Raw genomic sequence first — 23,338 nt, 5'->3', positions numbered from 1 at the left:
ACTCTATGAAAAAGACCTTCTTGCTGATTGCATTAACCGTAGCGGGTTGGCTATCAGTTACTAACGTGGCAAAGGCGCAGTATAACAACTGGTCGGTGGGCTTCCGGCTGGGCGAACCGTCGGGCCTGAACATCCGCAAATATTTTGGCAGCAACCACGCCTTCGACCTCAACGTTGGCACGTATGGCGGTTTGTATGGCACCCGGCGTAGCTACCGCACGGGCCAGTACCGCAGCGTAGGTTTGAGCATTCAGGGCCATTATCTGTGGCATAAATCCCTGACCAGCAACGAAAGCCTGCGCGGCTACTACGGCTTTGGCGGGCAGATCAATACGCGCCGGTATTACCCGCCCCGGCTCAACGGCGAGTTCGAGAACGCGCTCTCGCTGGGGGCATCGGGCATTGGTGGGCTGGAGATTTTCCCGGCCAACAAACCGTATTCGTTCTTTCTGGAAGGGGGCGGCTACGTCGAGCTGCTCCAGGCCCCGTTTTTCCTGAGCCTGAACACCGGGCTGGGAATTCGGTATAATTTTTAGGCATGTTCAAAATCTATAGTTCGTCGGCGGGGTCGGGTAAGACGTATACCCTTACCAAAGAGTACCTCAAATTAGCCCTCCGACCAGGCGAGAAAGAGGACTATTTCCGGCATATCCTGGCCGTTACGTTTACCAACGCAGCCGCCAATGAGATGAAAAACCGGATTCTCGACCGGCTCCGCGACCTGGCCGCTGGTAAGGTCGATGACCTTGCTATCGATCTGGCCGAAGAACTGTACGAATGCCCGCGCCAGTCTGATGCATTTGCCGTTGCCCTGACCGACCTGCGCCAGAAAGCCGACGCCGTTTTCAAAACCATTCTGCACCGCTACGCTGATTTTTCGGTGACAACCATCGACTCATTTACGCAACGGGTAGTCATGGCATTTACCGATGAATTGGGCCTGCCCTACTCGTTCGAGGTCGAAATGGAGACCGACGAAGTGCTGGAACTGGCTATCGACAGCCTGATCGAGAAAGCGGGCGTGGATGAAATGGATGAGATTACAACCATCCTGAGCGATTATTACACCACCACCGCCGACGAGGGTAAAAGCTGGAACCAACTGCCCGAAATGCTCAGAGAATTTGGCCGAAACCTCACCTCCGACCAGTTTTACGAGGCCGTCAATGCCGCTCAGCAACTTTCGCCCAGTGCTATTCGCCAGATTCGCGGGCAACTGCTGGGCTTCACCCAACAGCACGAAGCCGACATTGTGGCCCACGCACAACGCGCCTGGCAGCGCATCACAGACGCGGGTCTGAGCGAAGACGATTTCACCTACGGGAAAGCGGGCGTTGGTGGCTTCATTCGGGCCGTGGCCGGGGGCGACGCAGCCAAAGAAGCCGGTACGCGGGTGCGAAACGCCGTTGACAAAGGCGAGTGGTACGGCAAAAAAACGCCGATGCCCGTGCAGGGTATGATCGATGCGATGGCCGACGAACTCTGCGACTGCCTGACCCAAATCGAAACCCTGCGCGACGAGCGCGGTCGGCAGGTCGCGCTGTTCGAGTGTTTGTTGCCACACCTGCAAAAGCTGGCCCTGCTGAAGCAAATGCGAATTGAGTTCGATGAACTGCTTCGCAAAGATGGGCGGGTGCATATTTCGGAATTCAACAAAAAAATTCTGAGCATTGTAGCCTCCGAACCAGTGCCGTTTCTGTATGAGCGGTTAGGCGAGAAATACAATCATATTCTGATTGATGAGTTTCAGGATACGTCGCGGCTGCAATTTGCCAACCTGCTGCCGCTGATTGAGAACGCGCTCGGTTTCGAGCATTTCAATCTGGCCGTGGGCGATGGCAAACAGGCCATTTACCGCTTCCGGGGGGGCGATATGGACCAGATTGTAGCCCTGCACCGGCACGACCTCAACAGCCTGAAACACGCCCACGGACCCGATTCGTGGACCGCCGAACGCATTGCCATGCTCGACGGGCACATCAAAGACGAGGTGCTGAATACCAACTGGCGCAGCGCAGCCCCCATCGTACAATTCAACAACGAATTTTTTGAGCATACCGCCCGCAAGTTCGAGTTCGACCACCCCAAACTCGCCGACGTGTTCGATGCCGAACAGTTGTTTCACCAGCAGGTGTCGCCTAAAGCGCGGCCTGAAGGTCACGTGCAGATTGACTTTGTGCAGAAGGACGACGAAGCCAAAAAAGATTTGACGACCATGATGCTCGAAAAAACCATCGAGCATCTGAACAATGCCTTAGCCGATGGCTATCAGTACGGCGACATTGCCGTTTTGTGCCGCCGAAAAAAGGACGCCCGTGCGCTGGCGAATGAACTCAACGCCCGGCAAATTCCGCTTGTGTCTGCCGATTCGCTGTCGCTCGAATTTTCAGACCCCGTAAAGTGGCTCGTAACGGTGATGCGGGTGCTGATGCGGCCCGACCATAAGTTGTGGCGATACGAACTGCTGTATCTTTATCACCGTGTTGTACGGGGCATTTTTCCCGACGATATGCTGACGGAAGAATTGCGAAAGGTAGCCGAAACCGGGGCCGACGCCGTCTATGAATACCTGACCAACGAAGGCTACCCGCTCAACCCCTATGCGCTCGGGCAACTTAACCCTTATGAACTGGCCGAGCGGCTTACGGCGCAGTTTGGCCTGTTCGGGCAGGCTGAGCACAACCCGTTTTTGTTCCGGTTTTTAGACGAAGTGCTGACCTTCAACCAGAAACGCAGCGGACACCTGGCCGATTTTCTGCTGTACTGGGACGGTGTTCGTGAGAAAATATCGGTCGAAGGCAATGCCCGCAACGCCGTGCAGATTCAGACCATTCACAAATCGAAAGGGCTGGAATTCCCGGTGGTGATTATCCCGTTTGCCAACTGGGACGTTGCGCCCATGTCGAAGGGCACAATCTGGGTCAATCTGGACGACGTGGAAACCGACCTGCTGACCCACGCCGACCCACTGGGCCAATCAACCCGGCTGCTCAGTGCGCCCGTTCATCCGACGAATAAACTCAAAAAAGTACCAACGAGTGTTTCGGCGCAGTATGAGGAAGAGGTGACGCGAACGTTTCTGGAGAATATGAATCTGCTGTACGTGGCTTTCACCCGCCCTACCGACCGGCTGTACATCATTGGCGAGGGGGGCGATTTCTCGAAAGAAGGTAGTCAGAAAGACATCAGCTACTGGCTCCATGCGTTCCTGCGCGATGGCGAGGTGGCCCGCAATTGCGGCTGTAGCTGGCAGGAAGGCCGCAGCAGCTACGAAATCAGCCTGTGTTTAGACGCGTTTGAACACAAAAAAGCCAACGACACTGCCGATGAGATTGTGCTGGACGATATTATCAGCGGCCACCGCCTACAGGAGCTAAACCTGCGCCGACAGGCCGACCGTATGTTCGACGTCCGCACGTTTGAACGCACCCGCGAGCGCGACCGCAAACTCGGCGCGGCTCTTAGTTTGATTAAAGGCCCCAACAGCATCGACAATAGTCTACGTCGGCTTGTTAGCGAAGGACTGATTCGCCTGTCGGACTGCGACGACCTCCGCCAGAGCCTGACCGCCATCGTCTCGCACCCCGCGCTGTCAAATTTATTTGATGACACACTGCGTATCGACACCGACCGAAGTATTCTGAGCAACAAGCGATTACACGGTGCTCCACATCGCGTGGTGCATTTTTCGACGGGCCGAATCGTGCTGGTACAGTACCAATCGGTCGGCCAGCCCGCCGACGAAGCCCGCGACCCGCTCAGCTCGTTGAAATACTTCACAAACCTCTACCGCGACATGGGCTTTCCCGAAGTCGAAGGTCGTTTGGTGTATTTGAGCGACGTACCGGAAGTTGTTGTTGTTTGATGCCCCGACGCCCGTATCTGTAGTGCCGCAGTTTCGGCACCACGTACTATCCTTCTTCCCTGGCCGAAAACAGGCGTTTCAGCCAGCTTTTCTTTTCTTCGGCTTCTTCTTTTTCTTCTTCGTCGGTGAATTTATAGTTCGCTAACGCTTTCAAATCGGGTTGACCGGCATCGACCCAGGCGGTGTACCAGAAATCGCCGACCATTTTTACCGACGCCCGCATCTGCCGCTCCACCTGCCCGTGCAGCCGTTCGTGGTACTGCCGCGAAAAGTCATCGGCGTAAACTTTAGAGGTGATGCCGTTGCGTTCGTCAAAACCAAATTTGCGGCTTTCACCCAGTTCGTCGGTCAGTTGTCGCTCGAAGCGCAGCACCGAATCGAGCGCAGCATTGGCCCGAAACACCGCCCGCCAGGCCGCTTTCTGTGGCGATTGTACGTACTCCGCCGGGCCAGTCAGGAAGTCATAATTCAGGCTGTGCAATTCCGGCAATCGCGATTCCCAGAAACCATGAATGCCCTGTTGCCCAGTCAATTGACCGTTGTAGTTGCGGGTAGTGTGCAACGGCACGTTGGCGTCGGCAATATAGTGGCCCAGATCAGCCGCGATGCGCAGAATACGCCGGATGTTGCGCTGTTTAAACGCTTCGGTAAGCTGGTATTTCGTCAGTTGAATCTGCCACGGCACCAGTCCGTGCAGGGCCAGCGTGTCCTCGCCGTAACGAGTAGCCGCTTCTTTGTAAAAGCGTGGTAATGTGGTTGTTGACGTATCGGGGTAGGCGTCGAGATCGATGAAATGGCGCGGAGCTTCACCCACCACGGCATACCGGCGTTTGTCGGGATTCACGGCGTTGTCGGTCAGGAACTGAATGTGCTTTTTAAAGAACGGCATCATCTCGGCGGGCAGCGTAAACACAGCCAGTCGGTTAATCTGCTGATGCGCGTAAAACCCCCAGGACGGGATTATGTGAATTGTACTTTTCTGAGCCAGAAGACAGCTTGGCTTTTTTGGGAGAATGGATTTTCCGGCGTAACAGGAGCTAATCGAAATCAGGAGACACAAAAAAAATTTCGCGAAACCTTTGCGCCGAATGAATCGTTTGTACATTTGATAGAACATGGTACTTTTTGAGTATTTAATTTAACTATTCAAAAAAACTTCTATGTTTTTCAGAACAAAATTTGGCAAATCAACAAAAAGACAAATAATCATGAATGCGAAATCACGGGGGTATGCCCTCATCGTTGTGCTGATGTGCGCTTTTGCTTTGACAATCTACGGAGCCTACTCGCCCGCCCGCAAAGCGCAGAAACAGCAGATTGTCTGTGTGAAATTTAAAAAAGGGGTCGAATCGCAAGCTGTTGAACGGCATATGAACGGTTTTGCGGCTTTAAAACACGAAATTCCACAGATCGTCAATTATACGTCGGGTAAGACAATCCTGACCAACACTGGTGTTTCTGACTATGACGTAGTACATTACCTGACGTTTCAGTCGGAGGCCGATATAAAAATTTTCGAGAACAGTCCGGCCTACAAACAGTTCGTGGCCGAGAACCGCGCTGATTGGGATAATTCCTTGATCGTCAATGCCGACATTCGGCCCTGACCATGAACTACTTACAAAACAATTCGGGCCGAACTATTGGTGATTCGGCCCGAATTGTTTATTTTTGCGCCCTCATATCGCGACAACGATTTCATTTATATACCAATGGCAAACCATAAGTCAGCAAAAAAAGCAATCCGGTCAAGCGAAAAGAAGCGGTTGCAAAACCGCTATCAGCACGTAACAACGCGGAACCTTGTTAAAAAACTGCGTACCACTACCGACCATGCAATGGCCGTTGAGTTGTTCAAAACCGTATCGTCGGCTCTTGACAAACTCGCTAAGCGCAACATCATCCACAAGAACAAAGCATCGAACAATAAGTCGAAACTGGCTCGGTTGGTTAACAGCCTGAAACCGGCTGCTGCTTAGTTCTACCCCCTTCAGCGACACTGACGAAACCTTACCTTTTTGTGGGTAAGGTTTTTTGTTTTATTTTGCCGGCGTGACTTACGAAACTACTTCCGGTACTATCCTGACTTGGGCCGAGGAAGACCGCCCGCGCGAAAAGCTGATGCTGAAAGGCAAAGCAGCTCTGTCAGAAGCTGAACTGATTGCCATTCTGATAAACTCCGGCACCGTCGATCTGACCGCCGTCGACGTTGCCAAAATTATCCTGAAGAGCGTTGGCAACAATCTTAACGAACTCGCCCGCCTGAGCGTCAAAGACCTGTCGAAATTTCGGGGCATTGGCGAAGCACGGGCTATTGCCATTGTGGCCGCGCTCGAACTGGGGCGTCGGCGCAAAGAACAGGATCGACCGCAACGAGCGCGTATCACCTGCTCACGCGATGCCTACAACGAGATGATACCCCATTTGATGGATAAACCCCACGAAGAATTCTGGGTGTTGCTGCTCAACCGCGCTAATGAAGTTATGCGTCCGGTGCAGATTAGCGCGGGGGGCGTGTCGGGTACGGTGGCCGATACCCGCATTATTTTCAAACAGGCCATTGAGCATTTGGCCTCGGCCATTATTCTCTGCCACAACCACCCGTCGGGCAATCTTACCCCCTCGCAGGCCGATAAAGACCTGACCCGCAAACTCAAAGACGCCGGTCGCCTGCTCGACATTCCCGTACTCGACCACCTGATTTTCACCGACAAGGCGTATCTAAGTTTTGCGGATGAAGGGATTCTGTAGCCTGAACATCTACGCTAATGTCAACCCCCGCATCACCTCGGCACGGCTCAGTTGGCGCACGTCGCCGGGCTGCATACCTTCGGCGGTAAGGTTCTCGATGGACCAGCGCACGAGCCGTAGCGTCGGGAAACCAACGGCGGCTGTCATTCGGCGTACCTGCCGGTTTTTGCCTTCGTGCAGGCTAATGGATAGCCACGATGTTGGAATGTTGGCCCGATACCGAATGGGCGGGTTTCGTTCGGGCAGATCGGGTGCGGCTATGGTGCGGGCCGTTGCGGGTAGCGTCTGATACGGCTTGCCATCGACCGAAATGGTGACGCCTTCGGAAAGTTGCCGACATGCTTCGTCGGTCAACGCCCCATCGACCTGTACGTAGTAGGTTCGGTTATGCCGAAATTTAGGATTCAATAGTCTGTGGTTCAGTTGCTTATCGTTGGTCAAGAGCAACAGCCCCTCGCTGTCGGCATCGAGCCGACCAACCGGATATACATCGGGCGGAAACACAAATGGCAAATCAGCCAGCGTCGGCTTATTCCCCTCACGCGAAAACTGCGAGAGAGTGAGGTAGGGTTTGTAAACGAGGAAATAATCTGAACCAGGATTAGCCATGATTATCAGGATTACCGCAAGATTTAATGCTGGGCTGCGCTTATTTGATTCTACAAAAATAAGCACAGCGCATAAATCCTGTTTAATCCTGACAACTCTGGCTAATCTTGGTTCAACGATAGTTGCACCGGGCAATGGTCGGCGTGGACGGCATCGGGCAGCAGTTGACAGTCGCGGATACGGGGGCGGAGCGGTTCGCTGACCGATGCGTAGTCGATGCGCCACCCTTTGTTGTTGGCGCGGGCACCAGCGCGGTAACTCCACCAGCTATAGGCCACTTTGTCGGGATTGGCGTACCGGAACGCATCGACCATGCCGTTGCCGAACCAGTCGTCCATCCAGGCGCGTTCTTCGGGCAGGAAGCCGGTCGTATTTTTGTTCCGCACCGGGTCGTGGATGTCACGCTCGGTATGGGCAATGTTATAATCGCCCACCACAATCAGATTGGGCCGTTCCCGGCGCAGGTTTTGCACGTAGTCGAAAAAATCGCGCAGAAATTCCATCTTTACGCTCTGCCGGGTCTCGCCCGACGTACCCGACGGAAAATAGCAGTTCAAGAGCGTAATATCCTCGAAATCAGTACGTAAAATCCGGCCCTCACAATCGTAGACAGGTAAGCCGCAGCCAACCACCACATTCGTCGGCGGGATTTTAGAAAACGTTGCCACACCCGAATAGCCTTTCTTCTCGGCAGCGTGCCAGTGGTACTGATAGCCAAGCTGCTCGAACAGGGCCAGATCAACAACATCGGCAGTGGCTTTTACTTCCTGAAAGCAAAGAATATCGAAATCGTGTTGGGCAAGCCAGTCAATCAGGCCGTTGCGCATGGCTGCCCGAATGCCGTTGATGTTGTAAGAAATGAGTTGCATAGGTAAAAGTGAAAAATGAAAAGTTACCAATGAAAAGTGAGTAGCGTTTCCCACACTATATCCGTTACCCACTTTTCACTCTTCACTTTTAACTTTTCACTAAATCAGATTCGTCTTTGGTAGCGCGAACACGTTGTTTGTCGGAAAAGAGCAACACGAATACCACCAGCACGGCGGCTGCGATACCGGCAGGCACGAGCCAGACCGAGAGCCAGTCTTTGGTGCCGTCGGGGCGGGTGTACATATCGAGTACGATGCCCGATAATTTCGAGCCGATGCCCATGCCAATGCCGTAAGTAGCCAGCGTAATCAGCCCCTGCGCCGACGATTTGATTTTTTCGCCCGCTTTGTTGTCGGTATAAATCTGCCCCGTTACGAAGAAGAAATCATAACAAACGCCGTGCAGCAGAATGGCGATATACAGCAGCCACTCGCTCGATGCGTCGCCGTACCCGAAGCAAATAAATCGTACAATCCAGGCTACCAGCCCCACAATCAGCATTTTTTTAACGCCCAAGCGGGTATAAGCCAACGGAATCAGCAGCATAAAAATCACTTCCGATGCCTGACCGAGCGACATTTTGTTCTCTACGTTCTGCATCCCGCCATCGGTGAGCGACGGATTTGCCATAGCGTAGTAGAACGACAGCGGAATACAAATCAGCACCGACGACAGAAAGAAAATGGCAAACGAGCGGTCGCGGAAGAGCCGGAACGCATCAAGCCCCAGAATCTGCGCTACCGAGGTCGATTTATCAGCTTTGGGCGGGGTATCGGGCAGGAAAAACGAGAACACGCCCAGCGCGACAGCCGAGTACATCGACAGTTGAAAAATCGTGACCTGATCGCCGAAGCCGTAGAAACCCACGATGTTCGTAACTACAATCCAGGCTACCGTACCCAGTACCCGAATACCCGGAAATTCTTTTTCGGGGCTGCTCATCTGCTGCATGGCAATCGACGACGTGAGGGCCAGCGTCGGTGCGAAGGTGATGCAGTAGGCCAGAATCAGGTAGAAAAAGCGGTCGGGGTCAGTGTTTTGGGTAATCAGGTACAACACGCCCGCGCCCAGCAGATTCAGGATGCCAAGCATTTTCTGGGCGGCAAAATAGCGGTCGGCAATCATACCGACAAAGAAGGGTGCAACAAGCATCGCCAGCGAAAAAGCCGCGTAAGCGTTGCCCACCTGATCGCCGGTAGCGTTGAGTTGGGTTAATAAATATTTACTCATCTGCCCGTACCAGGCTCCCCAGACAAAGAACTGGAGAAACATCATGATCGAGAGCTTAACGCGCGTTGTGTTCAGCATCGGGGGTTAACGGATTTAGGTTTTATCGGTTGAAGATAAAACGCACCGGCTTCTCATCATAGCACCAAGGCAGATTTCTATTAATCCACTACTCTATCAAACGCACGTTGGTCGAAGCTGTTGATGTTTTTCAGGTCATGACCCGCCGGGCCCAATAATCCTACTGTTGTCGGCAGGATTATTGGGCCTGCCAGGCAGCTTGGGCAAAGTTGAAAAAAGCGGTATCTTTAAGGCTGTATTCGACAACTTTTTTCATGAAAAAACAACTGATTACGCTTGTCGCTCTGGTAGCGATTCCAACTTTTTCGTTCGCCCAAACCGCCGACGAAGTGATTGATAAGCACGTTGCTGCCATTGGCGGAGCCGACAAAATTGCGGCTGTAAAAACGCTCGAAATGGACCAGTCGATGGCGGTGATGGGCATGGAGATGACCGCCAAAAACGTGTACGTCGTAGGCCAGTCGCTCCGCAGCGACGTGTCGGTGATGGGTCAGCAGATTACGAACGTGTTCGATGGCGACAAAGGCTGGATGATTAACCCGATGGCGGGCGGCAATACAGCACAAGACCTGCCTGCCGAAGCCCTGAAAGCCGGCAAAACCGCTACCGAACCACAGATGTTTCATCTGGCCTACCTGAAAGCCGATAAGCTCCCCTACGAACTGGTTGGTAAAGAGAAATTCAAAGAAAAAGATGCCTACAACCTGAAAGTGACCCGGCCCGAAGGTGTTTACAATTATTTTATTGCCGCCGACGATTACCAGCTTTTAGGTCTGAAAGGCAGCAGCCCGCAGGGTGAAACCAGCGCAACGTTTTCGGATTACAAAGTAGTGGATGGGTTGAGCGTGCCACATACGTTTGAGGTCAGCAACCCACAGGTTCCCGCCCCAATTACGGCTAAAATTACGAAGCTGACGATCAACAGCCCGGTCGATAACACCATCTTCGCCAAACCGAAGTAACAGCATTTCGGATTTCAACCCGTTCCCGCTGTGTTCCGTAAGCGGGAACGATTTTTTATGACCTTCACCGAATCCGTCTGGCAAGCTCCTCAATTGGCAGGTCGATAAGCATGCCGATGGGTTTGCCGTAACGGTAGGCCATCACCTTCAGCCGACTGGCTCCTTTGGGCATCAGAATCAGGTTGGCATACAGGAGCGAGCGGTCGTCGGGTTGTGTGCTATCAGTGGTGTAGTACAGCAGCACGTCGGGCAGTTCGTGGTTCAGAAAGACCTCGACGAAACCCAATGGTGGTCGCTTAACCGTGATAATCGGGTTATACACACTGCGGGCGTAGTTGATACCGAGCGCATCGAACCGCCGGAAATGTGCTTCTACCCGGTTCATAAACTCCGGCCAGTTGCGCCGTTCTTTAGGCGACCACAGCACCTCGGCCAGCGCAAACGCACGCGGCCACACCATATATTCGGCGTGCCGGGGCGTTGGCACCGACTCGGTCCAGAGATTACCCTGCCCTCCCAGAATCAACTCGGCCCGAACGCTATCAGGGACAGGTTCAAACCGGTACGAATCACTCAGCCGGCACATGCTGTAGGTACTCGGCTCGACCGACGGTTCGCCCTGATAGAGGTCTAAGTAGCAGTGCTGAAAAGGCGTCATAATGACCGGGCGACCCTGCCGGGCGGCTTCGATACCGCCCCGCATCCCACGCCAGCTCATCACCGTAGCACCCGGAGCCAGCCGAATCGTCGGACCGTCCCCCTCCAGGATTTCATCCCAGCCGATGAGCTTTTTGCCTTTCGACCGCACGATTCGTTCCACGCGCCGGATAAAATAGCTCTGTAACTCTTCCATCGTTTTCAGCCCGTTGGTCGCCATCACAGGTTTACACAGCTCGCAGGTCGTCCAGAAACCCTTGTAAGCTTCGTCGCCCCCGACATGGATATACGGACCGGGAAACAGAGCAGCCACTTCGGTCAGCACTTTATCGACAAAGGCATACGTGCTGTCGCTGCATGGGTTCAGGGTGTTGTCTTCCAACTTATAGAATTTACCATTCGTCGGCACCACCTTCTGTTTACCGTCACAGGCCAGATTCGGATACGCCACGATAGCGGCCATGCTATGCCCCGGCATGTCGATTTCAGGTACGATGGTGATCTGGCGTTCGGCAGCGTACTGCACAATTTCGCGGATGTCGTTTTGGGTGTAGAAGCCGCCATACGACGGATTTTCGCCCGGCATCGGGTTTTCGATGTCATTCCAGCGGCCCGTGCGCGGCACCCGGAATGCGCCCACCTGCGTAAGCCGGGGCAGACTTTTGATCTCGATGCGCCACCCCTGATCGTCGGTCAGGTGCCAGTGGAAAACGTTGTATTTGTACTGCGCCATCTGATCGATGAATCGCTTTACAAACGCTTTGTCGAAGAAATGGCGGCTCACGTCGAGCATCAGCCCACGCCACCCAAACCGGGGCTGATCGCGGATGTGCAGCGCGGGAATACGATCCAGCCGCGAGCCTGACCGCGTTGTTACGGGCAACAACTGCCGCAAGGTTTGCAGCCCATAGAACAACCCGGCTTCCTGCGGGGCCGTCAGCAGAATACCGTCGGCACCAACCGTCAGGTCGTAGCCTTCCGCACCAACGCCCGGCACCGGGGCCAGCCGCACCGTTATGGCTTTTAGGGGTCGGGGCTGATCGGTCAGTTTCAGGCCGGGCAGGTTGGCCCGCACCATCCGGCGTATCGAGGCAACGGGGGTCAGTATATGCAACCGGGTCTGGTTGGTAATGGCGAATGAACCGGAGCGAGGTTCGAGCGTTTGCGGGGCCGGGATCAACGCCGGTATCGTGGTTGACGGCGACTGTGCCCAGGCCGGAGCCGCCAGCCAAAGCAGGTAAACGAGTTTTTTCATGAACACGCGAAGAGAAGGCAAAGATAGACGCATAAGGCTGGCTAAAAAAAGTAGCGGTTCCGGGTAAAAATTGACCGATATGCCCTTTTGTTTACCAAAAACGATCCGATCACGTCTATGAACCAACCTGATAAATTGACCAGTACCGAAACCACCCGCCGACAGTTTTTGCAGACTGGTGCGCTGGCGGCTGCCGGTTTTATGATTGTGCCGCGCCACGTACTCGGCGGCAAAGGCTTTATTGCTCCCAGCGATAAGCTCAATATTGCGGGCGTGGGCGTTGCCGGTAAAGGGTTCTCGGATACCAATAACGCCTTTAACAACGGTGCCAACAACATTGTGGCCCTGTGCGACATCGACTGGAGTCGCGATCAGGTTAAGGCCAACTTCAACAAGCATCCCAACGCCAAGCGGTACAAAAACTTCCGCGAGATGCTCGATAAAGAAGGCAAAACCATCGACGCCGTGACGGTTTCGACCGCCGACCATACGCACGCTGTGGTAGCCATGGCGGCCATGCAACTCGGCAAACACGTGTATGTGCAGAAACCAATGACGCACAATATCTACGAAGCCCGGATGCTGACCGAAGCAGCCCGCAAATACAAGGTCGTGACGCAGATGGGCAATCAGGGAGCGTCGAACCCGGCCCAGCAGCAGATGGTCGAATGGGTGAAAAAAGGATTGCTGGGCAACGTGCATACCATCAATTTCTGGACCAACCGCCCGGTGTGGCCGCAGGGCATTCCGGTGCCGCAAACCACTACGCCCCCCGACGACGTAGATTGGGATTTGTGGATTGGCCCGGCGCAAAAGGTTGGCTACTCGCCTGGTTATCACCCCTTTAAATGGCGCGGCTGGTGGAACTTCGGGGCCGGTGCGCTCGGCGACATCGGTTGTCACATCATGGACGTTCCGTTCCGCACGCTGGGTATCAGCTACCCAACCTCGGTCGAATGCAGCGTAGGTGCCGTATTCATGAAAGACTGGACGCCGGAGTATATCCCGGAAGGATGCCCGCCTTCATCGCAGGTAATGATGCAGTTCGAGCCGACAAAAACCAACAAGTCGCCCATTACGATGACCTGGTCTGATGGCGGTATCAAGCCCTTCCGGCCTGCCTTCCTGCCCGATAGCGAACCGCTCAGCGACGACGGTGGCAGCAACGGTATGTTCATGATTGGCGATAAAGGGTTGCTGACCTGCGGCCTGTATGGTATGAATCCCAAAATTTATACCAAGAGCGGAGAAAAGTACGAAGTGCCTAAAGAAGACCGTAACAACCTGAACCTGAAGCTACCCGAGTGGGGCCATCAGGTGCTGTGGGCCGATGCCTGCAAAGCGGGTTTCAACAGCAAAGAACACAAAGGGTTGACCTCCTCGTTCGACTTCTCGGGTCCGCTCACCGAAACCGTACTGATGGGCAACCTCGCCATTCGCAGCTACAACCTCCGCACGGCCCGCGCCGACGGTCGGGGCTTCGATTATCCGGGTCGCAAAAAGCTGCTGTGGGATGGCAAAAGCATGAAGATCACCAACTTCGAGGACGCCAACCAGTTTGTTTCGCGCCAATACCGCGAAGGCTGGTCGCTCACGGCGTAACCGGCTGTGCCGTCAGGATAACGAAAAAGCGAATGCCATTACTTTCGAGTAGTGGCATTCGCTTTTTCGTTATCCTGACGAAATTTGTTTCGATTACCGCTCGTTGAAAAAAACGGCCAACCCGTCTTTACCAGCCACAATTATGTCTTTCCGGCCTGTTTTACGGAGGTCAGCTACGGCAAAGTAGATGCCAGTGCCTTTGCCTACACCCGCCGGGCCATAAGCAATGTCGTGTTTGGCAAATTGCTTCCGGGCCACGTCCCACGTGAAATAGTACAACCCTACCGGGTCGTTGGAACCGGGGTCGTTGTCATTGTGAGCGCGGTAGCGTTTGCCTGTCAGCAACTCGGGCCGCCCGTCGCCGGTGAGGTCTACCCACTCAAGGCAGTGATATTGGGAATTTTTGTCATCGATCAGGTGCTTCGTCCAGCCGCGCTGACCAGTGGCGGTGCGGGTTTGTTCGTACCAGTGCAGACCGTAGCCATGCCCCTGCCCTACAATCAGGTCGTTGAGCTTGTCGCCATTCACGTCAATGACAAGAACGGGTATGCTGGCCGAACCGAGTGAAAATTCGTTGTGCAGCGTCCACGGACCCGATGCACGGTCGGCGGGGGCCTCGAGCCAGCCGTCGCTTAGAATGAAGTCGCCCCGCCCGTCGGCATTAACGTCACCAAAACCCAGTCCGTGGCCCTGGGTAGGAGCAATTTGCACAATCGTAAACTGGGCAGGGCCAGTCATTTTGAGGTATTTGAGCGGATGGCCGGGGTTATTCGGCACAATTTCGGGCGTACCATCGCCATCAACGTCCCAGGCGCGGGTAGTTTCAATGTTACCTACTTTTGCAATGGGGTGCGTGGGCCAGCGGCTATTTTTTTTACCGGGGTTTTCGAGCCAGCGCAGTGTGCCGTCGAACCAGCCGCCCGTAACGAAATCCATGCGCCCGTCGGCATTGACGTCCATCGGAATAGTCGAAAAATCGTCGTAATATTCGTTCTGCCGGGGTAAATTGCCAATCAGGTGCCGACGCCGAAACGCTGGCCCTTCGTACCAGAAATCGCCCGATACCAAATCAAGTGTATCGTTGTTATCGACATCGAATACGCCCACCGACTCGTAGCTTTCGGCAGCTACAAAATAGCGTTGGAAGCGGGGCAATCGTTCGGGTGGGGTGAGTGCTACACCCAGCAGCAAAGTAAATAAACCTAAAAAAACACGTTTCATAGTAAGCAGCGGTTTACTATCGTAAATTACCGACTTGCCAACTTCTACTATGCCCCTTCACCTGCTTTTAGTTTTCGTTACGCTGCTCGGTTGCCAGACTGCCCCGCCGTTTCAATACAACGGCCCGAAGCACAAAGGCGTGAATTTGGTGGCTCCGCCCCGCCAGCCCGATTCGATGGCATTGGCCCCCGTGCGGGCCATTGGGGGCGAGTGGGTCGCCATTGTGCCATACGGCTTCAACCGAAAAGGCGACCCGCATTTTTATTTCAGCGAAAACCGCCCCAAAGAGCGTCGAAACTGGGGGCAGTGGTGGGGCGAAACTCCGGCGGGTGTGGCCGAAACGGTTCGGATGGCGCGTCGGCAGGGGCTGAAAACGATGCTCAAACCGCACGTATGGATGATGGGTGGTTCGCACCTCGATCTCGAATTTTCGACCGAAGCCGACTGGCAAAGTTTTGAACACGACTACGCGCAATACGTACTGTTTTTCGCCCACATGGCCGACTCGCTCAACGTCGATTTGTATTGCATCACCACCGAACTCGACCGCTTCGCCATTGCCCGGCCTGCCTTCTGGCAACGACTCATTGGACAGGTGAAAAGCGTTTACAAAGGCAAGCTGACCTACGCAGCCAACTGGGACCGCTACGAACGCATCCCGTTCTGGAGCGAACTGGATTACATTGGCGTCGATGCTTATTTCCCCCTTTCCGACGACCGCGAACCGGGCCCCGCCGACCTTGTGCGGGGCTGGAAACCACACCTGAACGCCTTAAAAAAAACCAGCAGCCGACACCAGAAACCCATCCTGTTCACCGAATTTGGCTACCGTGCCTGCGACCACACGGCCCGTCGCCCGTGGGAATCCGACACCGAATGCACGGCCAACCTAACCGCTCAGGCCAACGCCTACGCAGCGTTGCTCGAAGCCGTGTGGCCGCAGCCGTGGTTTGCGGGCGGTTTTGCCTGGAAGTGGTTCATGGACGATGACCTGCGCCACCGCGAACGCGACCAGTACAGCCCGCAGGACCGCACGGCGGGAGATGTGTTACAGAAAGCGTGGAAGCAGGTCAGGTAGCCTATGCACCAGCGAAGTATTCAGCTACACCACTAATTCTTTTCGATAATCGCTTGGCGTTTGACCGGTTATGGCCCGGAACGTTTTGTTGAAGTGCGATAGGTTGTTGAACCCCACGGCATAGCCCACGTCGGCCACGGTGCGCGACGAATGCAGGAGCCTGCGGGCCTGATTGACACGGTACTCGTTTACGAAATCGGTAAATGTCAGGTTCGTCATGCGTTTAAAATAGCGGCAAAAAGCCGGTACGGTCAGGCTAACGAGGTCGGCCACGGCGCGAACGTCGATAGGCTGGGCGTAGTGCTGTTCAACATACTGACAAACGCGGCTAATCCGTTCCTGCTCTTTTGGGTTCAGATCGAACCGAACGCCGTTGGCATGGAGCGGCTGCATGTCTGCGGCATCGGCCAATTGCTGCAACACACGCAGCAGCGTCAGCATTCGCTCGAACGGGGGTTGCGCGGGCAATTCGTTGAGCAGCGGGCCAACGCGCTGTTTGGTTTCGTCGCCGAACGCCAGCCCCCGGTGCGCCCGCTCGAACAACCGCCGAACGTGGCTCAGCTCAGGTTTTTGCAGAAACGAATCGCCCAGAAAATCGTCGCGCATCTGCACAATAATCTCGTCGTACTGCCCGGCTTTACCGTAGCTGAAATTCAGATGCGGCAGGTTCGGCCCGATAAACACCAGTTCGCCGGTTTCGTACCGCGACACGTTGGTGCCAACGCGCCGTTGACCGTTGCCGTGCGGAATGTACACAATCTCGTATTCGGGGTGATAATGCCAGAACACGCGGCACGTTTCGGCTTCGGTCAGGTGAATCACGCGAAACGAACTCCCCGCTTCGGGTTCTATTTTCTCGAATTGTAGTTTCATTCCATTCCTGTAATGCGGGTTTCCACCCGCTTTACCAAAATAACGCCTTATTGATAATTCAACAGACAATAACAACCAAATTTAATCAATACAGCATTAAAACTGGCTAATTCACGCAAGAAACCGCGTGGCAACCTGCTGTAATTTTGTACCTATGAACTCAACTATTTCTGTCGAAAAGCCGCACCGAAACCTGTTTGTGCGGAACCTGCTGACATTCTTCCTGAACCGGCGGGCGTTAGCCATTGGATTAGTCTTTGCTTCCGACAGTATCCTGTTCGGTAGCTGGGTGTCGCACATCCCTTACGTCAAACAAAAGCTGCAACTGTCCGATGCCGAACTGGGCCTGACGCTCTTCGCGCTGCCTGCCGGGCTGTTGGTCATGAACCCCATAACGGGCTGGATCATCGGCAAATTAGGCGAAGCACGGGCGTGTTTGTGGTCGGCTATTGGGCTGGCATTGGCCGTATGCATCCCGCTCAACGCGCCTAATCCGGCAATTTTGGCCCTCGGTCTGTTTCTGATGGGCCTGAATGGTGCGCTCATCAACGTAGCCATGAACACCAGTGCCACCAACCTCGAACGGGCCGAAGGCATCGTGATTATGTCGTCGTGTCATGGCATGTGGAGTTTGGGCGGGTTGTTTGGGTCGGGCATTGCCGGGGCTGTAATTGCGTTGCACGTAGCCCCGCCCGTACACGTGATGGCAATGGCCGCCCTGGTGCTGATTGGCTCGTTTTTGCTACAGCCTACCCTGGCGCAGGTGCCGTCGAGCAGCCGCACGGAATCGGGCGAAAAAGCCGGGTCGTCGTTTGTGCGGCCCAACCGCGACCTGCTGCTGATGATTCTGATTGGTCTCGCTCTGGCAATGGGCGAAGGCGCGGCTTTCGACTGGAGTGCGGTTTATTTACGCGAAACGCTGGGAGCCAGCAGTCAGATTGCCGCGCTGGGATTCGCCAGTTTCTCGCTGACCATGACCAGTTTCCGGTTTCTGGGCGACGCTATTATCCCGAAAATTGGGGCCAAACGCTGGCTGCAAATTGGCGGTACACTGGCCGCTGCGGGTCTGCTTATTGCCATTGCCCTCCCCTATCCAGCTATGGCCCTGTTGGGCTTTGCGGTGCTGGGTGCAGGCTGCTCATTGGGTGCGCCCATTCTGTACGCGGCTGCGTTGCGGGTGCCGGGCATTCCGCCCGCTGCCGGGCTGGCAACCTTCGCCACGTTTAGCTTTGTCGGTTTTCTGGCCGGGCCACCCATCGTTGGTTTCATTGCCGAAAGCTTTGGGCTATATTACGGGCTGGGTTTTGTAGCTATTTCGCTGCTGATTTCGGCGTGGCTGTCGCGTATGGTGAATCTGTTTTGATCGTTATCGTTGCCGTATTGTACGCACATCACTCCACCGGTTGCAGTCGATTCGACGGGATATGAAGCCGAAACAGGGTGCCGTTCTGCCGAACGAGTTCAATGGTAGCGTCTAACTGCTGGCTGAGGGTAGCAACCAATCGCTGCCCAAACGACGCCTGCCGATTGACCTGCGGTTGCCAGTCGGTATCGGCTAAGCCGGGGCCATTGTCCTGCACTTCGAGGGTCAGACCGTTATGATTGTGCAGGCCAATATGCAGCCGGGGCCGCTCCACGTCGGTGTAGGCATATTTGAATGCGTTCGTAATCAACTCATTGGCAATCAACCCCATCGGTATCGCCACATCGACGTCAACGTCGGGCTGGTCGATAGCAATCTGCAAATCGAACCGATTGGCTTCAAAGCCATACGCCTGCATCAGGTTCTGGGCCAGATCGGTCAGGAACTCGCGCATATTCACCGACGAAACGGCGTCGGTCTGGTAGAGTCGCTGATGAATGAGCGACATAGCGTGTACTCGCTGCTGGCTTACCCGCACGGCTTCAATCGCTTTTTCATCGTCTAAATGCCGAACCTGTAGCCGCAACAGGCTCGACACAATCGCGAGGTTGTTTTTGACCCGGTGGTGCAACTCGCGCATCAGCGTTTTTAGCTGATCGGCCTGCCGCTCAATTTCAGACCGTTTACGCCGTATAGACTGGAATTGCCAGAACAGTCCGCCCAGCAGCAGCGTCAGCAACAGCATTCCCCAACGCCTGCCCAAATCTGCCGGTCTTTCAGGGCATTGCTTTCGTTCAGAAGCTGGATGCGGGCTTCCTGTTCGCGGGTTTGGTAGCGGGCGTCTAATTCGGCAATCTGTTGATTTTTAGCGGAATTAAATACGCTGTCGTGAGCCGCCATCTGTAGTTTATAGAAGGCCAGTGCCTGCTGATAGTTGCCCCGGCGTTCGGCTATGCGGCTCAGGTGGCCATACACTTCTTCGTGCATGGAAAACTGATTCACCCCCGTGCGATTGATCCAGGCCAATGCCCGCCTACTGGCTGCTTCGGCCTCATCGAGCCGATTGAGCGGCAGCAGCACGTTGGGCAGGTTGATGTCGACGTAGGCCAGCATCTCCTTATCGTTGGCCTGACGGGAATAGGCAGCAACCTCCTTTAGTTGTGCTTCAGCGGTTTTATACTGCCCCATATCTTTATAGAGCAGTGCCTGATTCAATAACGTTACATTGTATTCTAACTTGTTTTTTTGTTGCTGATATAGCTTCAGTGCAGTTTGACTGTATTGAATGGCTTTGGGATAGTTTTTCTGATCTTTTTCAACTATCGATAAGCTACCATAGAAGTGTACGGCGTCGGAGGTATCTCGCTGTTGCCGGGCAACGGTTAGCCCCCGCTGGAAGTAGCTGCGGGCTTTGTCGGGGTCTTTCAGGTAGAGGTAGCTTTGCCCAATGCGCAGATACACGCGCACGGCCCGGTTTGGCGCGTGCCGATGAAATATGCGTAACGCCTGATGATAAAGGTCTAAAGTTTTACCGTAGTCGTTCGCATTCTGATACCAATAACCCAGCGACCGGTATCCCATGCCAATATCGACGGGACGTTTGGCCGCCTGTGCCAACTCAAGTGCCTGCTGGTAAGCAGCTTTGGCTTCGGGCATTTTACCCTTCACAATCAATTGATCGCCCAACTCGCGCAGGTGCCAGCACTTGACCGAGTCGGGGGCGTCGGCCAGCGAATCGGGCAGCAGCGACGATTGAGCGTTGGCGAACCGGGCCAGCCCAATTAATAAAAAGATATAAAACAAACCGCGTAGATGCATAAGGTTGAGAAGGAAAGAGGAATCCTGAAAATTAATAATGATAATTCTCTCATACAACAAATACCGCATTAACGACCTTCCCGCCAGATTTTGACCGGTTCGATTTCGTCTGGAAAAGTTTCCGGCCCGGTTACGTTCGGTCTGCTGGCTTCGACTTATGCCTGTTTACTGCTGACCAAGTACACCGGCTATGCGTTTATTACCTCCACTGTTCTTCCTGGCCCTTAGTCTTGGTGCAAGCCCGGTTTCGCTGGCTCAGAACGCCGACAACGACCAACGCTATCGGCTTCCAATTCGGCGGGCAACGGGCCGAATTGTACTGGATGGCAAACTGACGGAAGCCGCCTGGAAATCGGCCCGCCCGGCGCGAAACTTCTGGCAGCAATTTCCCTACGACACGCTCCGGGCGGGCAAACAAACCGAAGTTCGGCTTACTTACGATCAACAAAATCTATATATCGGCATTGTCGCGTTTCAGCAGCAGCAGTACGTTATACCGTCGCTCCGGCGCGATTTTGCGACGAGTGGACACTCCGACGCCGTGCTGATCAACATCGACACATTCCGCGATAAACAAACGGCGTTTCAGTTTGCCGTAAACCCGTATGGCGTTGAGCGCGAAGGGCTTGTTTCCAACGGCGATCATTTTTCTACCGATTGGGATAACCGCTGGACAAGCCGAGTCACCAACCTCAACGACCGCTGGATTGTGGAAATCGCCATTCCGTTCAAAACGCTGCGTTACCGGGCCGAGCGCGAAGCAAACCAGTGGGGTATCAACTTTTTTCGCTATAATCTGGCCGACAACGAACGGTCGTGCTGGGCACCCATTCCGCGCGGGTTCAACAGCAGCGATCTGGCTTTTTCGGGTACGCTCGTCTGGGACCAGCAACCGCCACAACCCGGTAAAAACATGGCGTTTATCCCCTACGTACTGGCCGACGTTGAGCGCGATTACGTGCGCGACATACCCGCCCAACCCCGGCTCAACGCGGGCTTCGACGCTAAGGTGAGCCTGACACCCTCACTTAATCTCGACCTCACGGTAAACCCCGATTTCGCGCAGGTCGAAGTCGATCAGCAGGTAACAAATCTCAGCCGGTTTGAACTCTATTTTCCCGAACGGCGGCAGTTTTTTGTTGAAAACGCCGACCTCTTCGGTTCGTTTGGGTTCAGCAAAGCGAAGCCTTTTTTCTCGCGCCGGATTGGGCTGGTCCGCAGCCCCGTCAGCGACGAACTCGAACGCAACGCCATTCACGCGGGGTTGCGGCTGAGCGGCAAACTCAACGACCGCTGGCGCGTGGGCCTGCTTAACGTACAGACCGCCGAAGACGCCAGTCTGGGCATACGAACGGCAAACTTCACCGTTGCCACGGCCCAGTACCGGGTGTTTTCACGCTCAACCATCGGCGGCATTGTCGTTAACAAAATCGACCGAACGGGGTATAATACCGTAGTGGGGGCCGACTACAATCTGGCTTCGCCCGACGGTATCTGGCAGGGTAAGTTTTTCTATCACAAGCTATTGAGAAATCAAAACCGCAGCGAACAGTTTGTGGCCGGAGCACGGCTCGATTACAGCACGAAGCGATTCAATGCCGAAACCGAGAACGAAATCATCGGTCGCCACTATACGCCCGATGTAGGGTTTGTGCCACGTCGGGGCATTGTACGTACTATCAACAAAGCGAGTTACACGTATTTCCCGAAAAATGACCTGCGTAGAACCATCAACGCCATCAGTTTCGGCCCCGAAGTCGACGTCGTATACGGCACAACCCAGCAACGCCTGCTCGACTGGGAAGCCGGGTTGTATGGCCGCGTCAAGTTTCAGAACACGGCCAGTTTGAAGTTTACGTTTCTGCGCTGGGAATACGTGTATCTGTTCAGCCCATTCGACCCGTCGGGCAAGAATGACCCCGAACGGCAGCTTCCGGCAGGTTCATCGTACCGATACGCACAGGCAAAAATCCAGTATCAGTCCGACAGTCGGCAATTGATTTACGGCACTATCGAATCGCGGTTTGGGCAGTACTACAACGGGCAGTTGGTGAATCTGCACGGCACGCTCCATTATCGGCATCAGCCCTTCGCGTCGGTGGCTCTTGAGGTCAACTACAACCGCATTCGACTACCAGATGGCTATAACGACGCCGATTTGTGGCTGATTGGCCCCCGCGCCGACCTGACGTTTACCCGAAATCTGTATCTGACCACGTTTGTGCAGTACAACAATCAGGTCAACAACCTGAACATCAACGCCCGGCTTCAGTGGCGGTTTAAGCCCGTCAGCGATTTTTACCTTGTGTACACCAATAATTATTTTACGCAGGCTACCACACTGTCGGAAGCACGCTATTTTGAGCCGTTTCGCACCCGCGACCGCGCCCTCGTCGCTAAATTAACGTACTGGTTTTCGTTGTAAATACGGTTTTTTCAGGCAATCGGTATTACATTTCCACTGCTTATTTCGACTAACTATTAACCGTAGCTATGGCAACCCGAACAACATTCACCGATGCCGAACTAATCCAGGCGATCCGGTCGAAAACCAATGTGAATCAGGCACTGCTGTTCTTGTACGACCGCTATTACCGGCTGCTGGAACGATACGTGCTGACGAACAGTGGTAGTGAAATGGACGCCGAAGACGTAGTACAGGAGGTAATGGTCTCGTTGGTCGATCTGATACAGCAGGATAAATATCGGGGTGAAGCCAGTGTAAAATCGCTGTTGTTTACACTGGCCCGCAACCACTGGATTACTATGCTGCGGAAGCGCGGCAGCGACACCCGGCGCAACGAAGTCTTTGAAACCGAACGTGATCAGGAAGAAGACGACGTATCGGCTTACGTGATGAGCCTCGAAGCCCAGCAAACCCTGACAGCCCTGTTTGACCGCTTAGGCGACGCCTGTCGGAAAATTCTGACGCTGTTTTATTACCAGAACCTGTCGATGAAGGAAATTCTTACCCAAACCGATTACGGCAGCGAACAGGTACTTCGAAACAAGAAACACAAATGTTTAAAAGACATGACCGAGTTTGTTCAGCGCACGCCCGGCCTGTCGGAATCTGTGAGAGACGCGCTCCAGCGCACCCGATGAT

General features: G+C 54.4%; 20 protein-coding genes. 11 read left to right on the top strand and 9 right to left on the bottom strand.

Annotated features, from left to right (window positions below):
* Window positions 1–5: 5 nt before the first annotated feature.
* Window positions 6–536 (top strand): hypothetical protein, encoded by a 531-nt coding sequence (locus AWR27_RS04510; RefSeq protein WP_077130095.1) that lies wholly within the window; start codon window positions 6–8, stop codon window positions 534–536.
* 2 nt (window positions 537–538) lie between these two features.
* The gene (locus AWR27_RS04505) at window positions 539–3,865 is read left to right on the top strand and encodes a UvrD-helicase domain-containing protein (protein ID WP_077130094.1); all 3,327 of its coding nucleotides are present in this window, start codon (window positions 539–541) and stop codon (window positions 3,863–3,865) included.
* A 46-nt stretch (window positions 3,866–3,911) separates the two neighbouring features.
* Here AWR27_RS04505 and AWR27_RS04500 read toward each other — a convergent pair whose 3' ends face one another.
* Window positions 3,912–4,982: a zinc dependent phospholipase C family protein gene (locus AWR27_RS04500; protein ID WP_418346607.1), complete on the bottom strand. Its 1,071-nt coding sequence runs from the start codon at window positions 4,980–4,982 to the stop codon at window positions 3,912–3,914.
* Between the two features lie 91 nt (window positions 4,983–5,073).
* Here AWR27_RS04500 and AWR27_RS04495 point away from each other — a divergent pair, with 91 nt between their 5' ends.
* From AWR27_RS04495 to radC, 3 genes are all read left to right on the top strand, one after another.
* A complete protein-coding gene (locus AWR27_RS04495; RefSeq protein ID WP_077130093.1) occupies window positions 5,074–5,472 on the top strand; it encodes a Dabb family protein in 399 nt (132 codons plus the stop codon).
* 105 nt (window positions 5,473–5,577) lie between these two features.
* Entirely contained in the window at window positions 5,578–5,844 is a 267-nt protein-coding gene (gene rpsT / locus AWR27_RS04490; protein WP_077133795.1) for a 30S ribosomal protein S20, read from the top strand.
* Between the two features lie 73 nt (window positions 5,845–5,917).
* Entirely contained in the window at window positions 5,918–6,616 is a 699-nt protein-coding gene (radC, locus tag AWR27_RS04485) for a RadC family protein (RefSeq protein ID WP_077133794.1), read from the top strand.
* Between the two features lie 9 nt (window positions 6,617–6,625).
* Here the strand turns inward: radC and AWR27_RS04480 are convergent, their stop codons facing one another.
* The 3 genes from AWR27_RS04480 to AWR27_RS04470 form a co-directional block, all read right to left on the bottom strand.
* Window positions 6,626–7,225, bottom strand: coding sequence for a pseudouridine synthase (locus AWR27_RS04480; protein ID WP_077130092.1), 600 nt, complete (start codon window positions 7,223–7,225; stop codon window positions 6,626–6,628).
* Window positions 7,226–7,326: 101 nt separating this feature from the next.
* Window positions 7,327–8,094: an exodeoxyribonuclease III gene (locus AWR27_RS04475; RefSeq protein ID WP_077130091.1), complete on the bottom strand. Its 768-nt coding sequence runs from the start codon at window positions 8,092–8,094 to the stop codon at window positions 7,327–7,329.
* An 88-nt stretch (window positions 8,095–8,182) separates the two neighbouring features.
* Complete coding sequence (locus AWR27_RS04470) at window positions 8,183–9,403, bottom strand: nucleoside permease (protein ID WP_077130090.1); 1,221 nt, start codon at window positions 9,401–9,403, stop codon at window positions 8,183–8,185.
* Between the two features lie 254 nt (window positions 9,404–9,657).
* On the opposite strand from AWR27_RS04470, the gene AWR27_RS04465 reads away from it, so the two are divergent.
* A complete protein-coding gene (locus tag AWR27_RS04465; RefSeq protein WP_077130089.1) occupies window positions 9,658–10,365 on the top strand; it encodes a LolA-like protein in 708 nt (235 codons plus the stop codon).
* Between the two features lie 64 nt (window positions 10,366–10,429).
* Here AWR27_RS04465 and AWR27_RS04460 read toward each other — a convergent pair whose 3' ends face one another.
* A complete protein-coding gene (locus AWR27_RS04460; protein WP_077130088.1) occupies window positions 10,430–12,277 on the bottom strand; it encodes a beta-N-acetylhexosaminidase in 1,848 nt (615 codons plus the stop codon).
* Window positions 12,278–12,394: 117 nt separating this feature from the next.
* Here AWR27_RS04460 and AWR27_RS04455 point away from each other — a divergent pair, with 117 nt between their 5' ends.
* Complete coding sequence (locus AWR27_RS04455; protein WP_077133793.1) at window positions 12,395–13,879, top strand: Gfo/Idh/MocA family protein; 1,485 nt, start codon at window positions 12,395–12,397, stop codon at window positions 13,877–13,879.
* A 93-nt stretch (window positions 13,880–13,972) separates the two neighbouring features.
* On the opposite strand, the gene AWR27_RS04450 is transcribed toward AWR27_RS04455, so the two are convergent.
* Complete coding sequence (locus AWR27_RS04450; protein ID WP_077130087.1) at window positions 13,973–15,100, bottom strand: FG-GAP repeat domain-containing protein; 1,128 nt, start codon at window positions 15,098–15,100, stop codon at window positions 13,973–13,975.
* A 49-nt stretch (window positions 15,101–15,149) separates the two neighbouring features.
* On the opposite strand from AWR27_RS04450, the gene AWR27_RS04445 reads away from it, so the two are divergent.
* Window positions 15,150–16,178 (top strand): glycoside hydrolase family 113, encoded by a 1,029-nt coding sequence (locus tag AWR27_RS04445; protein WP_077130086.1) that lies wholly within the window; start codon window positions 15,150–15,152, stop codon window positions 16,176–16,178.
* A 24-nt stretch (window positions 16,179–16,202) separates the two neighbouring features.
* On the opposite strand, the gene AWR27_RS04440 is transcribed toward AWR27_RS04445, so the two are convergent.
* A complete protein-coding gene (locus tag AWR27_RS04440) occupies window positions 16,203–17,051 on the bottom strand; it encodes an AraC family transcriptional regulator (protein WP_077130085.1) in 849 nt (282 codons plus the stop codon).
* 154 nt (window positions 17,052–17,205) lie between these two features.
* Here AWR27_RS04440 and AWR27_RS04435 point away from each other — a divergent pair, with 154 nt between their 5' ends.
* Entirely contained in the window at window positions 17,206–18,414 is a 1,209-nt protein-coding gene (locus AWR27_RS04435) for an MFS transporter (RefSeq protein WP_077130084.1), read from the top strand.
* Between the two features lie 28 nt (window positions 18,415–18,442).
* Here the strand turns inward: AWR27_RS04435 and AWR27_RS04430 are convergent, their stop codons facing one another.
* Entirely contained in the window at window positions 18,443–19,159 is a 717-nt protein-coding gene (locus AWR27_RS04430; RefSeq protein WP_077130083.1) for a sensor histidine kinase, read from the bottom strand.
* Complete coding sequence (locus AWR27_RS04425) at window positions 19,147–20,232, bottom strand: tetratricopeptide repeat protein (RefSeq protein WP_077130082.1); 1,086 nt, start codon at window positions 20,230–20,232, stop codon at window positions 19,147–19,149. Before AWR27_RS04425 ends, AWR27_RS04430 begins: the two co-directional genes overlap by 13 nt.
* A gap of 190 nt (window positions 20,233–20,422) precedes the next feature.
* Here AWR27_RS04425 and AWR27_RS04420 point away from each other — a divergent pair, with 190 nt between their 5' ends.
* On the top strand, window positions 20,423–22,657 hold the full coding sequence (locus AWR27_RS04420) for a carbohydrate binding family 9 domain-containing protein (RefSeq protein ID WP_077130081.1): 2,235 nt from the start codon (window positions 20,423–20,425) through the stop codon (window positions 22,655–22,657).
* 68 nt (window positions 22,658–22,725) lie between these two features.
* Window positions 22,726–23,337, top strand: a complete 612-nt coding sequence (locus AWR27_RS04415; protein WP_077130080.1) for an RNA polymerase sigma factor — start codon at window positions 22,726–22,728, stop codon at window positions 23,335–23,337.
* Window position 23,338: the final 1 nt, after the last annotated feature.

This window comes from Spirosoma montaniterrae, assembly GCF_001988955.1.
Lineage (GTDB): Bacteria > Bacteroidota > Bacteroidia > Cytophagales > Spirosomataceae > Spirosoma > Spirosoma montaniterrae.
This window is presented reverse-complemented; position numbering and strand designations above follow the sequence as displayed.